We start from the raw sequence: 16,327 nt of genomic DNA, 5'->3' as shown, positions 1-16,327 counted from the left end.
TTTAGAAATTAACGCCGAGTTTCACGCCGTAAGAACGGGTGTAGGGCAGCGTCCAGCTGGTGGTACCGGGCGTAATGCCGCCATTGGTAATGGTCATGGAGGTTTCGGGATCATAGCCTTTGCCCGCTGCGGTCCAGCTAAAGAGGTTGCGTGCAATGAAAGCCAGGGAAAGGTTATTCACCGGCAGGCGGCCCAGCTGTGATTTGCTGAACTGGTAAGTGAGGCTCACTTCACGCAGCTTTACATAGGTGGCGCTGAAAGTGTTGCGGGCATGCATTTTCCAGTAGTAGTCGCCATAGTAGCTTTCCGGGTCTGTGATGTTGGTGTTCTTTACATACGTGCCATCACCATTGTCAATGTACCCGTCTTCTATCATACCGTCATGGCGGTCATTGGTGCCATCATTCCAGGCCAGGCCACCATGGGCAGCATCACGGCCTTTGAGGGTATTGGTGGTGCGGCCGTCAGACAGGAGGTTCATGTACACGTAGGAGAAAAACTGGCCGCCCTGGCGCCAGTCTATCAGCGTGTTCAGGGTAAAGTGTTTGTAGGTAAAGGTATTGGTGATGCCCACCATGTAATCAGCATTGTAGTTACCCACACGCACAAAGTCATTCGTTTGCTGGGAGTGGCCGGTATTGTCCAACAACTCTTTCCCTTTGTAGGGCCCATCCGGTACCGTGGTCCATGTGCGGCCATAAAAATCGCCCAGCGGGCGGCCTGCCTTGATCTGGTACTGCACGCCTTCCGCGGAGCCACGCAGATAGCTGGGTACATCATCCCTCAAAGCCACCACCATGTTGCGGTTGCGGGTAAAGTTCACATGCGCGTCCCAGATCAGCTGCTTGTTTACCGGCGTACCTCCCAGGCTGATCTCCCAGCCACGGTTGCGGATCTCGCCGGCATTTACCAGCATGGCGCTGTAACCGGTAGTTCCCGTTACCGGGATGTTCATGATCTGGTTACGGCGGTCTGCATCATAGTATGCAGCGTCCAGGGTAATGCGGCCATCAAAGAAACGCAGGTCCAGCCCATATTCCTTGGAACTCAGGATCTCCGGTTTCAGGTTATGATTGCTCAGGACCGTATTGTTCATATTCCCCAGCTTCACATTGCCCCAGTCCGGCGACATAAACACGTAGCTGTTGTTCAGCTGGTAAGGATCTGTGTCATCACCAATGCGGGACCAGTTTACACGGGCCTTTGCAAAAGACAGCACATTGCTGTGCAGGTGCAGCATATCCGTGAGCACTACAGATAAAGAGGCGGAAGGATAAAAGTAAGAGTCGTTCTCTATCGGCAGGGAGCTGCTGTAGTCGTTGCGCGCGGTCAGGTTCAGGAAAGCATAGTTGCGGAAGCTCAGCTCACCCATGCCATAGATACTGTTGATCTGTTTCTTATACAGCTTGGACAGGTTGGCAATGGTACCGGCGGCGCCATTGCTGATATTGTACAGCCCCGGTACTACCAGCGATCCCGCACTCTGTGAAGTGACGGTGGTCTTGGTGTTCATATGGTTTGCACCGGCAGACACGTTGAAGGCCCAGTCACTGTTCAGTGTTTTCTTATAGGTCAGCAGGAAGTCTGTGTTCTGCTCCATGAAAGTGCTGCCGCCAATGTAATAGCCACCCAGCTTGTTCTGCACCGCGGAGAAGGCACGCTTGCTTTCTTCCGTCTGGTTGTAGTAATCCAGCCCGGTGCGGCCCATCAGGGTCAGGTCCTGGGTGAGGTTAATGTTCACCTGCACATCGCCTGTAATGCGGTTACGTTCATACCCGTTCGTTAGTTCATGTGCTACGAAATACGGGTTGTCCGTGCTGCCCAGGTCCTGTGAAAACTGCTGCAGGCCTTCCAATCCGGGCTGCCAGTAGTTTTTCAGCAGTTTGGTGTTAATGTTGGCAGGCATGGTATACACAATAGATTCCGCGCTTCCACGGTTGAACGTGGGCCGGTTGTTACTGTGATTGTTTGCATAGGCTATGTTGGAGCTCACGCGGATATTCTTGTTAAGATCGCGGGAGGCGGCCAGGTTCAGCGTATTACGGGTGAGGTCTGTATTAGGGGTAATGCCTTTGTTAGACATGTTGGTGTAAGACAAACGGAAGTCCTTCCCATTCACCGCCACATTGCTGGTGTAGGTAGAGCCGGTCTGGAAATAATCCTTCACCCGGTTAGGGTAAGAGATCCAGTCGGTGGCTACCAGGTTGCCATCCTTATCGGTAGGGCTGTTCCATTGCAGGTGCTTGGTGCCCTGGTCCAGGCGGGGGCCCCAGGAAGCGGTGGAGAGCGTGTTGGTGGGGTCTACTGCATCGGTAGCATCGCCTGCACCAAATTCGTTTTGAAACTCGGGAAACTGCCAGGCCTGGTCGTACAGGGCGGAGAAGTTCACATCCACATCCAGTCCTTTCTTGCCGCCGTTGCCACTTTTGGTGGTGATGAGGATCACACCATTAGCACCACGGCTGCCATACAATGCAGCAGCAGCACCGCCTTTCAGCACGGAAATGGAGGCAATATCGTCCGGGTTAACGTCGGAGATGGGGCTACCATAATCCACTACTACCTGTCCTACGGGCGCCTTGGCACCCAGGTTGGTAGAGTTGATGGGCACACCGTCTACTACAAAGAGGGGGCGCTTTTCACCGTTCAGTGAAGAGTTGCCGCGGATGGTCACCATCACGGCCGCACCAGGATCGGAGCTTACCGAGCGGATCTCCAGGCCCGCCACTTTGCCGGACAGCCCATTGGCTACGTTCACATCTTTTACCGTATTTACTTTAGAGCCGTCCAGCGTGGTCATGGCATAGCCTACAGACTTTTCAGAACGCTTGATACCCAATGCTGTCACCACTACAGACGACAGGTTCCTTACATCCGTCATCAGCTGCGCATTCAGCATGCTGGAAGTGCCGGCTTTCAGGTCGCGGGCAACAAAGCCGATGCAATGTACCGTCAGCACCGTTTCTGCATTGTCCACATCAATGGTGTAGCGGCCTTCCGCATCTGTGATCACCGATTTGCCGGTGGTCTTGTTCGTGATCACCGCGCCGGGGACCGGTTCGCCCTTGTCGCTGGTAATGATGCCGCTCACTTTGTGATCCACGAACGTGTATTCGTTTGGGTTAGTCACGTTCATCTTGACAACGGGACGGATCGCATAGTCGCTCCCGGCCAGCTTTACCAGGGCAAGGCCCAATGGTTTCAGTGCGCTGGACAAGTTGGCCTCATTAAAGTTGTTGCCTTCCGGCAATGCGGCGGCCGGGATAAATTTATTGGCCACCACCGCGTTGCTGTAATTGAAATTCACGTGGCAGGATTGCTGGATCTTTTCCAGCGCCTCGCTGAGCGCAATTACGTCATTGTAGGTAAGGGAGCTGGCATACAGCCTGCTGGCAGGGGTCCCTGTGGCCTGTACCCGCGGGAGCTCAAGCAATAGCATGCCCGCCAGGACCAGTGCCCTGTTCATTTTGATCTGCATAAAAGCGTTATGAGTTTCTTTTTAAGAAGTGTGATGTCTTTATTCGAAAACGACTGTTTTATCGTGAATGGTTACCCGCATGTCAAACGCGGATGCAATGGCCTGCAACAGCAGGGGCGCATTGTTTGCCCGGCAGGAACCGGTAAAGGTTTCATCCTGGCTGTGGGCCGACTTCCACTGTACATCATACCCGTAATTATCTTCCAGCACCTGTATAATTTCGCTTATAGGTCTATTATTGAAGGAGAGGCGCTCATGCCGCCACTGCCCGTACTGCCCGGGATCCACTTCCTTTGCGGCCAGCTTGTTGTCCTTTAATTCCAGCCACTGGCCGGGGCGCATCTCAAAATGCAACACTGGTGCGTCTTTCGCGGTAGTATTGGCTACTACTTTTCCTTGCTCCAGCACTACATCCACACGGTTGCGCCGGCTGTATACATTAAATTCAGTTCCCACCACGTTTATATCCAGCCCGTTTGCATGCACCACGAACTTGGGATGGAAGCCGGCGGGCTTTTTCGTCACGGTAAAGAATGCTTCTCCATCCAGCCACACTTCCCGCTCTTTCCAGGAAAACCAGTGTTTCTTAAAGCGGATATTACTGTGCGCATTCATTAATACGGTGCTGCCATCCGGCAAGGTTACCGTCCTGAGGTGCGCATAATCTGTTACCTGCATGTCCTGCCCTTCCAGGAAATAATACGTCATCATGCCCATCACCAGCATGGCCGCGGCGGCCACAGCGGCCCATTTGCGGAGGCCCACCATCCTGCCGCCCTTTTTCCGGGCGTCCAGCATCGCGTCCAGTCTTTGCTTCACGGCGTTCACCTCTTCCACGGTGGGCAGTGCAGGCTTTACCTGCATATGTAGCAACAGGGCCTTTGCTTCCGTCACCAGGCCGTGTTGGTCCGGGTGCACCATCAGCCATTGCTCCCATTGCTTTACCGCCCCAGCGTCTGTATTATATATCCAGGCGCGGAAGCTTTCGTCCATCATCAAACCGGCAGTTGTATATTGGTGATCGTGCATTTTCTGTGTTACTGTTATTAAGAGGCGGGCTTGCAGGCGGATGCCCTCACGCAAACCAATATTTTTTTAAAAAATTTTCAGGAGATCGTTTAAGAGCGCATCAATGCGCCCAGGGCGCCACTGCGCGCCACCAGTTCCCGCATTTCATCCAGGGCCCGGTAAATGAGGGTGCGCGCGTATTTCACTTCCTTGAGTTGCAGTATTTCCGCGATGGAATCATAGCTTTCGTTCTCATAGAAATAAAGGTAAACGGCCTCCCGCTGACGGGGTGTAAGCTGATGCAGCAGGCCTTGCATGGCCACCTGGCGCAGGTGGGATTGTTCCCGGGAGATCAGCTGGTCGTCTGCTGCCAGTTCCAGGTGAAAGGTGTAGGCGTCTTCATTTCCCGCCAGTTCCTGGTGCTCATCCCCTGCCCTGGCAAGACTGCGCAGCAGCTGGCGCCGCACGGAAACCAGCAGGTAACTTTTTAGGTGTTGTATGGCGGTGTGGCGGGGAGGTTTGGTAAAAAGCTGGAAGAAAAAGTCCTGGAGCACGTCCTGTATAAAGGCACGGTCTGTGGTGAAGCGGATGCAGTATTGGAATAACTGGGGGAAGTAGGTATGATAAATAGTATCGAAGGCGGCGCGGTCACCTTTGCAAAACCGCTCCCAGTGCTGGTGTTCACTGCCTGGTTCAATTGCCTTTCCTCGCATAGTTACTTATTGGTTCTCGGCTGACGTACGCACATCTTTCGCCCAGGCGCAAAACTATGAGGAAAGGTTTAAGAATGATATTAAGTTTATGTTAATGCAAAAACGGCTGCTCCCTATTGAGCAGCCGTTTTTGCATGTAATATTATTTACTTCCCAAAGGCAGCACTGTACGGCCATACAGCTCATTGAGCACCTGTGCCATGCTACCATAAAATGCGGCCAGCCCGCACACAACACCCTCGTAGCCTGCAAAAGTTTTCAGGGCCGCATTGCCGGTATAGTCGCCAATGGCCAGCAGGAAGAACAGCAGGGTGAGTGTGGCAAACACCACCTGCAGCAGGCGGCTGAGCCGCAAGCTGCCTACAAACATGAACAGGGTGAACAGCCCCCAGAGGAACAGGTAAGCGCTCAGCCCTTTTTCATCAGATGCATAGGCAGCCCCCCATGACATCTTCGGAATGAGCCAGATGGCCACGAGCGAAAGCCAGAAGAAGCCATAGGCTGTGAATGCCGTGGCGCCAAAAGTGTTGTTCTTCTTCCATTCCTGCCAGCCGGCCAGCACCTGGGCAATGCCGCCCACGAAGATGCCCATGCCGAGGATCATGGAATTGAGGCCATAAAAGCCAGCGTTGTGTAAGTTGAGCAGTACGGTGGTCATGCCAAAGCCAAGAAGGCCCAATGGAGCAGGATTAGCGGTGGTATCCGTTACCAGCACGCGGGTTTGCGGTGTGTTTTGCATACGTGGAATATTAAGTGTACGGAAGATACCTAAAATAATCCCGGGATGCAAGCACAAAAAAAATCCCGCAGGCGATGGCGCCTGCGGGGCATTTATTGGGTTCAGTATAATGACGGCAGGTAATAGCGTTTTCTCATGAGCCCTACACGGCCAGTGCATTCACCCGGCGCTGCAACTGTTGCTGCTGCAGTTTCAGGTCAAAGGCGCTGCAGATGTTGCGGGTGAATTGTTTTCCCATATCCGTTACCGTTAGTACGTCATTTTCCAGGCGAACCAGTCCATCCGCTTCCAGGCCTTGCAGCACCGGGAAGCTCACGGCAGAAAGCCATGGCATATCTTCGCGGCGCAGGCGGGTTTCCCCTTTGCAGGCAATGTCCAGGATGTAGCGCTTGCAGGCCTGGTCCTGGGCGTCCAGCACATAGCCTTTGCGGATAGCCAGTTCCCCGTTGCGGATGCTGCGGTAGTAACCCTCCAGCGTCTTATCGTTCTGTGCAAAAGCATCCCCGCTATCGCTGATGGCAGACACGCCCAAACCCAGCAGCAGCGGGCTGTCTGCCACGGTGTAGCCCATGAAGTTACGGTGCAGGCGCTGCGCTCTCCTGGCTTCACACAGCTCATCTTCCGGCAGTGCAAAATGGTCCATGCCAATATCTTCGTAACCATGTTGCAAGAACAATTCCTTGCCTTTGCGGTACAACTGCAGTTTTAACAAAGCTTCCGGCAGGTCGCTTTCATCAAAAAGGCGCTGGCCTTTGGCCGTCCAGGGCACATGTGCATAGCTGTAAAATGCCACCCGGTCCGGCCGGAGGCTGATGCAGTCTGTAACCGTGCGCTCAATGCTTTCCAATGTTTGCAAGGGCAGGCCATAGATCAGGTCAAAGTTCACAGAGGTGTACCCCAGCCCCCTGGCGGCATGCGTTACTTTGGCCACCGTTTCAAAAGGCTGTTCGCGGTTGATGACACGTTGCACTTCGGGATCATTATCCTGCACACCCAGGCTCAGTCTTGTAAACCCGCGCTGGTACAGTACCGCCAGGTGTTCCCAGGTGGTATTGAGCGGATGCCCTTCCAGGCTGAATTGATGCTCGGGATGCACATCACATCCCTCCAGCAGCTGGTCCAGCAGGTAACCCAGGTTCCGCGGGGAGAAGAAAGTGGGCGTACCCCCACCCAGGTGCAGGCTGCGAATGAGCGGCCGGCCCGGCATCTGTGCCCGGTACAGGGCCCACTCTGCCAGCAGCGCTTCCATGTATTCTGCCTCCACACTATGATTGGTCGTGATCCGTTTATTACAACCACAATACGTGCACAATTTCTCGCAGAAAGGCAGGTGCAGGTACAGCGCAATGCCTTCGCGCGTGTTCACCTTATTAAAACGCCGCGTCCACGCGACATTCCAGTGATCCACCGCCAGGCCATCCTGCCAGTAGGGCACTGTAGGATAGCTGGTGTAGCGCGGCACAGGCACATTATATTTCTGCAGGAGGGCAAGATCGGGAAGCATAAGAAATCAATTTTGATTACAAATGTAGCGGTGGCCCAAAGCCAGGGGAATGATTTTTATCATTGTTTGCAATGATATAACCTGTCAACTTTGTGCTGCCAATATTAAGCGCCATACCTAACTTGCCTGAACATGAAGACTTACTGCGTTGTATCTGACTGCCAGCACTGTGAACAACGGTTTACCTCCCTCCTTTGCCGGTCCAGCACCGAGCACCTGCAACAATTCAATGCGCAGAAAGTAAGCAGCCATTACAAAAAAGGCCAGGTGATCTTTAATGAAGGCGCTTATCCCTTTGGTATTTACTGCATTAACAGCGGCAAGATCAAACTCTCGCGCCAGGGTGATGATGGCAAGGAACATATCACCCGCCTGCTGCGGGGTGGAGACCTGCTGGGCTACCGCGCCTTGCTGAGTGGTGGCCGTTACAATGCATCTGCCGTAGTGCTGGAAGACACCCAGGTGTGTTTCATCCCCAAGGAGCTGTTTGTAACCGCATTGAAGAACGACGCCACCCTGTCTTTTGAAGTGATGAAACTGCTCAGCACAGACCTGCAGCGGGCGGAACTCAAGATCACCCACCTGGCCCAAAAACCAGTCCGGGAGCGGCTTGCGGAGACCCTGCTCTTCATTAAAGAAACCTATGGCTATGAGCAGGATGGCATTACACTGAATGTGCGCCTTTCCCGCGAGGAGATAGCCAACCTGGTAGGCACGGCCACGGAATCTACCATCCGCCTGCTTTCTGAATTCAGGAAGGATGGGCTCATAGACCTCGACGGCAAGAAGATCAGTTTCCTGGATATGCAGGGACTGGTAAAGACCGCCAACCTGCAGGACTGACCAACATCACCGCCCGGCATGATAAAAGTCACCTGACCTGCTAACTCCTTCCATTTTCCACGCACCGCTCCCAAGCTATTTTGCATAAAATTTTCCATTATGCAAATGACGCCGGCCGATGAGGCCCTGCAGGAGTACTCTACGGAGGAACTTTGTACGCTGATCGCCAACCGATACCATTCCAGCATTACCCAGGCTTGTAACTTCCTGCAGGAACATGTATTGCACAACACTTATATCCTTTCCCTTCCTGATACCAATGTAGAACTGGCCCATGTGCTCTTCATCAAAATGCAGGATGAGCTGAAACACTTATTCCTCAAAGAATCCGGCATCCTGTTCCCCTGCATCCGCAAGCATTTTTCCGGCAGCGACGCCTGCAATGCGCCCCGCTGCACCAAGTATAGCGTGATCACCACCATTACGGAACAACACCTGCAGATCCTCTCGCTGTTCAACCGCATCAAGCGCCTGCTGCTCATAGACGATATGCTGTACATCAGCAATGTATCATTGAAAGCATGCCGTGATCATTTCATGGCACTGGAAACAGATATGCGGCAGTGGATGTACATAGAGCAAACATTGCTCTTCCCCTGGCTGCAGTCCATGTATTGTATCACAGCCTTAAAATAAGCACTATGGCGGTCCTTACCCAAAGCACCTGTTTTCATTGCGGCGATGATTGCGGCCGCCATCCCATCCTGGCGGAGGGTCATACCTTTTGCTGCGAGGGTTGCAAAACAGTATACAACTTATTGCACGCGCATGGCATGGAGGCCTACTATGCCTTTACCACGGCGCCCGGCAGCTCCCGCAAAGAAGGGAGCCGCAAAGATAAATTTGCATTCCTGGACCAGGCAGACATTGCACGGCACCTGCTGCAATTCCAGGATGCAGCAGAAACGCACATTACGTTGTACCTGCCGCAAATCCACTGCAGCAGCTGTCTCTGGCTGCTGGAGCACCTGCAGCAGCTGCATCCCGGCATTCTCAACTGCCGGGTGAACTTTGCCCGCAAGGAAGCCAGTATCATCTTCCGCCAGCGCGATATCAGTTTGCGCCAGGTAGCGGAGTTGCTCAGCCGCATTGGTTACGAGCCGGCCATCAGCCTGCAACAACTGGATGGAAAACCCGCACCGGCAGTTGACCGCTCAAAGCTCTACAAGCTGGGCGTAGCGGGCTTTTGCTTCGCCAACATCATGTTATTCAGTTTCCCGGAATACCTGGGCATCACCTCCGCCGACCTCCGGTTGCGCCACCTGTTCTGGTGGATGAATGTAATCCTAAGCCTGCCGGTAGTGTTTTACAGCGCTTCCGAATTTTATATCACCGCCTGGAAAAGCCTGCGCCACCGCTTCCTGCACATTGATGCCCCGATCGTAGTGGCCATTGCCGTTACCTTTTTCAGAAGCCTTTATGAAGTATTCACACAAACAGGTGGAGGCTATTTTGATTCCATGAGCGGCATCGTGTTCCTCATGCTGGTGGGGCGTGTGCTGCAGGATAAAACCTACCAGCAGTTCAACTTTGAACGGGACTACACCGCATATTTCCCCATTGCGGTAACAAGGCTGAGAGGCAGGACCGAAGAAATGGTGACACTGCCTTCCGTGCAGGTGAATGATACCCTGCGCATTCACCATGGTGAACTGATACCGGCCGACGGCATCATCGTTTCCGGCCAGGCCATGATCGACTACAGTTTTGTAACCGGGGAAAGTATACCCGTGATGAAGGAAACCGGTGAAATGGTATATGCCGGCGGCAAACAGAGTGGCGGTGTCATGGAGATACTGGTGGTAAAAGAAGTGGCCCAGAGTTATCTTACCAGCCTGTGGAACCGGTCTTCCATGCAGGGAACAACCGCCCCGCGCAAGTCTTTTGTGCACCTCATCAGCCGCTATTTTACTTACGGTGTGTTTACCATTGCCATCATTGCCGGCTTGTACTGGCAGGCCTGGAGCGTGTTTACAGCCGTGCTGATCGTAGCGTGCCCCTGCGCATTGTTATTGAGCAATACTTTCACCAACGGTAACATTCTCCGGTTGCTGGGCCGTCACCAGTTCTACCTGCGCAATGCCCAGGTGATCGAGAATCTCTCACAGGCCGACTACATCGTGTTTGATAAAACCGGCACCCTCACGGATGCACAGCGCCAGCAGGTGTATTACGAAGGACAGCCCCTGACCCGCACCCAGGAGATCCAGCTGGCCACCCTGGCCGCCCAAAGCACCCACCCGCTCAGTAAAGCCCTGCTCAGCGCCCTGGACACCGCTGCCCGTGTGCGGGTGACCGGCTTCCACGAGCTAGCAGGCAAAGGCACGGTGATGGGCGATGGAGCGGAACAGGTAGCACTGGGCTCACACGCTTTCATCCTCCCTGATGTTGCGCCTGCAGACAATGCCACCGCCGTATACGTATCCATAGGCGGGCATTTCAAAGGGCGCTTCGTGATCCGTAATCAATACCGTGATCATATTGATAAATGCATTCTACAGCTGAAAAAACATTTCCGCCTGGCAGTGATCAGCGGTGACAATAACGCGGAATCCTGGCCCCTGCAGCAATTGCTGGGCACCGGCACCACGATACGTTTCCGCCAGTCGCCGGAAGACAAACTTTACTTCGTGGAAGGCCTGCAACAGCAAGGCCACAAGGTGATCATGATCGGCGATGGCCTCAATGACGCCGGCGCCCTGAAACAGGCCAGTACCGGTATTTCCGTAAGCGACGGGCACCACAACTTTACGCCCGCCAGCGATGCGATCATTGCGGCGGCGGCCCTGCCGGTGCTGCCACAGCTGCTGCGGCTCTGCAAGGCAAACCGTTACATCATACTGGCTGCTTTTATCATCTCTATCCTGTACAATATAGTGGGGCTTTACTTTGCCTGCACGGCACAGTTGTCACCCATGATAGCGGCTATCCTCATGCCTGCCAGCAGCATCAGCATCATCGCCATTACCGCAGGTTGCAGCAATTTACTGGCAAAGCTTACACTGACGAAAGTCATTCCCACCAATAAGCTTGCTCATTCCGATCCACGGGGTGCGCAGGTAATTTTACAGCATCAATCCGGTTCTTTATGAGCGTGATCATTCTTTTACTTCTAGCCTCCATCAGCGTGGCAACTTTATTCCTGGCAGGTTTCCTGTGGAGCGTAAAGTCTGGACAATATGACGATGCAGACAGCCCACCAGTAAGGATCCTCTTCGATCAGAAACCAACATCAACAGACAATATCCTTGACCATGATTGAGCATGTACCTAATGCCGGATCCGTTCCCGGCCATCCGCAACCAGCGCCCCGGGAAGGGCAGCTGGAGCACTTCTCGTACGATAATAAGATTGTGCAGCTCTTTGCCTTTGCCACCATATTCTGGAGCGTAATAGGCATGCTGGCCGGCCTGCTGGCGGCCGTGGAGTTGTACTTCCCCGCTGCCAACCTGAATATGGCCGCCACTACCTTCGGGCGTGTACGCCCCGTGCATACCAATGCTGTGATATTTGCCTTTGTGGGCAACGGTATTTTCATGGGCGTATATTATTCCCTGCAAAGACTTTGCAAGGCCCGCATGTTCAACGACAAGCTGAGCCGCATCCACTTCTGGGGATGGCAAAGCATCATCGTAGTGGGCGCCATCACGCTGCTGGCGGGCTATACCACCGGTAAAGAATATGCAGAACTGGAATGGCCTATTGATATAGCCATTACCATAGTATGGGTGCTTTTTGGCATCAACATCTTTGGTACCATTCTAAAAAGAAGGGAAAGCCATTTGTATGTTGCCATCTGGTTTTACATTGCTACCTGGGTTACCGTGGCCATGTTGCATATCGTAAACTCTTTTGAGCTGCCATTCAGCTGGCTGAAAAGCTACAGCTGGTATGCAGGCGTACAGGATGCGCTGGTGCAATGGTGGTATGGGCACAATGCCGTGGCCTTCTTCCTTACCACGCCCTACCTGGGCCTCATGTACTACTTCCTGCCCAAAGCCGCCGGCCGCCCGGTATACAGCTACCGGCTGTCCATTGTTCACTTCTGGTCACTCATCTTCATTTATATCTGGGCGGGCCCGCACCACCTGCTCTACACGGCCTTGCCGGATTGGGCACAGAGCCTGGGCGTAGTGTTCAGTGTAATGCTTATTGCACCCAGCTGGGGCGGTATGCTCAATGGCCTGTTCACCCTGCGCGGTGCATGGGACAAGGTGCGGGAAGATCCCATCCTCAAATTCATGGTGGTAGCGGTAACGTGCTACGGTATGGCCACTTTTGAAGGCCCCATGCTGAGTTTGAAAAATGTGAACGCCATTTCCCACTTCACTGACTGGACCATTGCACACGTGCACATTGGTGCCCTGGGCTGGAACGGCTTCCTCACCTTTGGTGTACTGTACTGGATCATTCCAAGACTGTATAACACCACTCTTTTCTCCAAGAAGCTGGCCGGCACGCACTTCTGGATGGGCACCATCGGCATTGTACTGTACGCGATACCGCTGTACTGGGCCGGCTTTACACAGAGCATGATGTGGAAGTCCTTTACAGAAGAAGGCCAGCTGCGCTACCAGTTCCTTGAAACCGTGCAGCACATCCTGCCGCTTTACGTAACCCGTAGCATAGGTGGCGCCCTGTATCTCAGCGGTGTGCTCCTGATGGTGTACAACTTATACAAAACTGTAAAAGCAGGAAACCTGGTGCGCAATGAAGATACTTCCGCCTACCCCCTGCCCCGTGTTATAGCTTCCCACAGCAAGGAGCACTGGCACCGCTGGATAGAGCGCAAACCAGTACAGATGCTGGTTTTCAGCCTCATTGCAGTAGCTATAGGCGGCGCACTGGAAATGGTGCCCACCTTCCTGATAAAGAGCAATATTCCCACTATTGCCGCTGTAAAGCCTTACACACCACTGGAGCTGCAGGGACGCGATATCTATGTGCGGGAAGGCTGCTACAACTGCCACTCCCAGATGATACGCCCCTTCCGCGATGAAGTGGCCCGCTATGGCGAATACAGCAAAGCCGGCGAGTTTGTATATGACCACCCCTTCCAGTGGGGCAGCAAGCGCACCGGGCCAGACCTGGCCAGGGAAGGTGGTAAGTACCCGGACAGCTGGCACTACAACCACATGATGGACCCGCGCATTATGAGCCCCGGCTCTATTATGCCCAACTATCCCTGGTTGCTGACCAATGATATCGACACCGCATCTACCGGGGCCCGTATACGCGCCATGCAAACGCTGGGTGTGCCTTATCCCGCCGGGTATGATGCCATGGCCAATGCAGACCTGCGCAAGCAAGCCGCTGCCATCCGCGGGCGCCTGGCAAAAGACAAGATCACTACTTTTCCCAATGCAGAAATACTGGCGGTGATCGCCTACCTGCAAAGGCTGGGTACCGACATTAAAACCACTAAACCCTGATCATGAAATTCATTCACTACCTGGAAAAGATCATGGGCGTAGACATCTTTGCCATCAGCGCCTTTGTTATCTTCTTTACCATTTTCATCGTCATGGCAGTTTGGGCTTTCACGGCAGACCGTAAGCTCATCACCAGGATCAATTCCTTACCGCTCGATAATCAATAAGCATGTCACCCGTCTTACTACTACCCTTGCTTTCAGCAGATGCCCTGCACAATCCACTGGGCATCGTACTTACCGCAGTGATCATTGCCCTGGGCCTCATCATCGTGTTGCTGGCCTATGTGCTGAACGGCGCCGCTGAAGTATACCGGGAAAAAGATAAAGCACAAACACAAAAAGAATCTAAGGCTTCCCCCGTTACCCCCATGCTCATCCTGCTGCTGATGGCTGCCCTGCCTTCCAGGGCGGCCGATGCGCAGGATGCAGCCACCGCGGTGGTGCACACGATCTCAGGCCTCAGCCCTTTAATTTACTATAGCCTCGTTGGGGTTATTGCATTTGAAATAACAATAATCCTTACCATTCTTTTCCTGCTGCAAAGCCTGTTGCGGGTGGAAAAAGCAGCGGTGGTGGCCACCGTGGCCGAGGCACCTAAATGGAAGCGGCTGTGGCTTAAGGTGAACAGCCTCAAACCCCTGCAGGAAGAGGCTTCCATCGATACCGGGCATGACTACGACGGCATCCGCGAGCTGGACAACCGCCTGCCGGGCTGGTGGCTCTGGGGCTTTTATTGCTGCATCGTATTTGCCATGGTATACCTGTGGCGCTACCACGTAAGCCACACCGCCCCGCTGAGCATAGATGAATACAAGGAAGCCGTAGCCGCCGCGGAGGAAGCTAAAGCTGCCTACCTCGCCAAAGCGGCCAACCAGGTGGATGAAAACACCGTGAAGCTGCTCACCGATGCACCCAGCCTCGACGCCGGCAAAAAGATCTTCACCAGCACCTGCTTTGCCTGCCATGGGGCAGACGGCGGTGGCGGTGTAGGCCCTAACCTTACAGACAGTTACTGGCTGCATGGCGGCGATATCCAGTCCGTGTTCAAGACCATCAAATATGGCTGGCCGGATAAAGGCATGAAGAGCTGGAAAGACGACTATTCACCACAACAGATTGCACAGCTGGCAAGCTATGTAAAATCGCTGCATGGCACCAAACCCGCAGCGCCAAAGGAACCGCAGGGCGTACTGACAAACGATTAGTGTATGGACAGTTTCAGAGACCAGCTGGCTACGCTGGATGACACCGGGAAACGCAAATGGATCTTTGCGCAGCAGCCAAAAGGACGTTTTTATAATTACCGGAAAGCGCTGAGTTATGCGTTCTTCCTGCTTTTCATTGCCCTGCCTTTTGTGCAGGTGCACGGACAGCCATTTCTCATGCTCAATATACCCGCCGGGCGGTTCATACTGTTTGGCAAGATCTTCTGGCCCCAGGACTTTTTTGTCCTGGGGCTGTTGATGATCACGTTCATCCTGTTCGTGATCCTCTTCACGGCAGCTTTCGGGCGCCTGTTCTGTGGATGGATCTGCCCGCAGACCATCTTCATGGAAATGCTCTTCCGCCGTCTGGAATACTGGATAGTGGGCAATGCCAATGAACAACGCACGCTGCACAACCAGCCCTGGAACGCCCGCAAGATCCGCATCCTGGGCACCAAACATATAGCGTTCTTCCTGTTATCTTTCTTCATTGCCAATATTTTCCTGGCTTATATCATTGGCATGCCGGCGCTGTGGGAGATCATCAGCGGCCGCTTCTTTGACCACATCGGTGGCTTCCTGGCCATCCTGCTGTTCAGCGGCGTATTTTATGGCGTATATGCATTCTTCCGGGAGCAGGTATGCACCGTGGTGTGCCCGTATGGCCGCCTGCAGGGCGTAATGCTGGACAAGAACAGCATGATCGTGGCTTACAATTACAAACGGGGAGAGCCCCGCCACAAGCCCTCCAAGGTCAGTAGTGACGGACTGGGAGATTGCATTGATTGCCTGCAGTGCGTAAAAGTATGTCCTACAGGTATAGATATACGGAACGGGGTCCAGATGGAATGCGTGGGCTGCACTGCCTGCATAGACGCCTGTGACCACGTGATGGAAAAGATAGGCAAGCCAAAGAAGCTGATCAGCTATGCATCTGAAATTGGCATCGCGGAGAACAAGCCCCTGCGCTATACCACGCGCATGAAAGCCTACACGGTACTTTGTGTGCTCATCCTCTGCCTGGATGCATTCCTGCTGGCAAGCAGGCAGGCGGTGGATATCAGCATTGTACGCACACCGGGCTTACTGTTCCAGGAGCGGGGCAAGGATAGCATTACCAACCTGTATAACCTGCGCGGGGTAAATAAAACCACGAAGGACGTGCCCCTCACCATCCGGCTGGAAAGCCCGGCTGGCGGGCGGGTACAGGTAGTGGGCAATCCCCTGGTAATGATAAAAGGGGAAAGCCAGGGCGCCGGCACCTTCTTCATCGTCCTGCCGGCAAAGGCTATCCGCCAGCAAAAGACCATTGTAACGCTGGGCCTTTACAATGGAAATGAAAGAATAGACCGCATCCGTACAGCATTCATAGGTCCCGTTCAATAATCTTTTAAATCTTTACA

At 53.7% G+C, this 16,327-nt stretch carries 13 protein-coding genes; 8 read left to right on the top strand and 5 right to left on the bottom strand.

All coding sequences use genetic code 11. The annotated features are described in order from the left end of the window. Position 1: 1 nt before the first annotated feature. From DCC81_RS19115 to hemN, 5 genes are all read right to left on the bottom strand, one after another. Positions 2–3,478 (bottom strand): SusC/RagA family TonB-linked outer membrane protein, encoded by a 3,477-nt coding sequence (locus DCC81_RS19115; RefSeq protein WP_108688171.1) that lies wholly within the window; start codon positions 3,476–3,478, stop codon positions 2–4. 39 nt (positions 3,479–3,517) lie between these two features. Then, positions 3,518–4,561 (bottom strand): FecR family protein, encoded by a 1,044-nt coding sequence (locus tag DCC81_RS19110; protein WP_108688170.1) that lies wholly within the window; start codon positions 4,559–4,561, stop codon positions 3,518–3,520. A 35-nt stretch (positions 4,562–4,596) separates the two neighbouring features. Beyond that, positions 4,597–5,199, bottom strand: a complete 603-nt coding sequence (locus DCC81_RS19105; RefSeq protein ID WP_108688169.1) for an RNA polymerase sigma factor — start codon at positions 5,197–5,199, stop codon at positions 4,597–4,599. A gap of 142 nt (positions 5,200–5,341) precedes the next feature. After that, positions 5,342–5,938 carry an acetate uptake transporter gene (locus tag DCC81_RS19100; RefSeq protein WP_108688168.1) on the bottom strand — a complete coding sequence of 199 codons (597 nt, stop codon included), beginning with the start codon at positions 5,936–5,938 and terminating at the stop codon, positions 5,342–5,344. A 142-nt stretch (positions 5,939–6,080) separates the two neighbouring features. Beyond that, on the bottom strand, positions 6,081–7,442 hold the full coding sequence (gene hemN, locus DCC81_RS19095; RefSeq protein ID WP_108688167.1) for an oxygen-independent coproporphyrinogen III oxidase: 1,362 nt from the start codon (positions 7,440–7,442) through the stop codon (positions 6,081–6,083). Positions 7,443–7,574: 132 nt separating this feature from the next. On the opposite strand from hemN, the gene DCC81_RS19090 reads away from it, so the two are divergent. From DCC81_RS19090 to ccoG, 8 genes are all read left to right on the top strand, one after another. Continuing rightward, positions 7,575–8,285 (top strand): Crp/Fnr family transcriptional regulator, encoded by a 711-nt coding sequence (locus tag DCC81_RS19090; RefSeq protein WP_108688166.1) that lies wholly within the window; start codon positions 7,575–7,577, stop codon positions 8,283–8,285. A gap of 99 nt (positions 8,286–8,384) precedes the next feature. Then, positions 8,385–8,921 (top strand): hypothetical protein, encoded by a 537-nt coding sequence (locus tag DCC81_RS19085; protein ID WP_133177722.1) that lies wholly within the window; start codon positions 8,385–8,387, stop codon positions 8,919–8,921. Between the two features lie 5 nt (positions 8,922–8,926). Then, positions 8,927–11,377 carry a heavy metal translocating P-type ATPase gene (locus DCC81_RS19080; RefSeq protein WP_108688164.1) on the top strand — a complete coding sequence of 817 codons (2,451 nt, stop codon included), beginning with the start codon at positions 8,927–8,929 and terminating at the stop codon, positions 11,375–11,377. Beyond that, positions 11,374–11,547: a cbb3-type cytochrome oxidase assembly protein CcoS gene (ccoS, locus tag DCC81_RS19075; RefSeq protein ID WP_108688163.1), complete on the top strand. Its 174-nt coding sequence runs from the start codon at positions 11,374–11,376 to the stop codon at positions 11,545–11,547. Before DCC81_RS19080 ends, ccoS begins: the two co-directional genes overlap by 4 nt. Continuing rightward, positions 11,540–13,717 carry a cytochrome-c oxidase, cbb3-type subunit I gene (gene ccoN / locus DCC81_RS19070; protein WP_108688162.1) on the top strand — a complete coding sequence of 726 codons (2,178 nt, stop codon included), beginning with the start codon at positions 11,540–11,542 and terminating at the stop codon, positions 13,715–13,717. The genes ccoS and ccoN overlap by 8 nt, the downstream gene beginning before the upstream one ends. Positions 13,718–13,719: 2 nt before the next feature. Next, positions 13,720–13,884, top strand: a complete 165-nt coding sequence (locus DCC81_RS19065) for a CcoQ/FixQ family Cbb3-type cytochrome c oxidase assembly chaperone (protein ID WP_108688161.1) — start codon at positions 13,720–13,722, stop codon at positions 13,882–13,884. Between the two features lie 2 nt (positions 13,885–13,886). Next, a complete protein-coding gene (locus tag DCC81_RS19060; protein WP_108688160.1) occupies positions 13,887–14,924 on the top strand; it encodes a cbb3-type cytochrome c oxidase N-terminal domain-containing protein in 1,038 nt (345 codons plus the stop codon). Between the two features lie 3 nt (positions 14,925–14,927). Next, a complete protein-coding gene (gene ccoG / locus DCC81_RS19055; RefSeq protein ID WP_108688159.1) occupies positions 14,928–16,310 on the top strand; it encodes a cytochrome c oxidase accessory protein CcoG in 1,383 nt (460 codons plus the stop codon). Positions 16,311–16,327: the final 17 nt, after the last annotated feature.

This window comes from Chitinophaga parva (genome assembly GCF_003071345.1).
Lineage (GTDB): Bacteria > Bacteroidota > Bacteroidia > Chitinophagales > Chitinophagaceae > Chitinophaga > Chitinophaga parva.
This window is presented reverse-complemented; position numbering and strand designations above follow the sequence as displayed.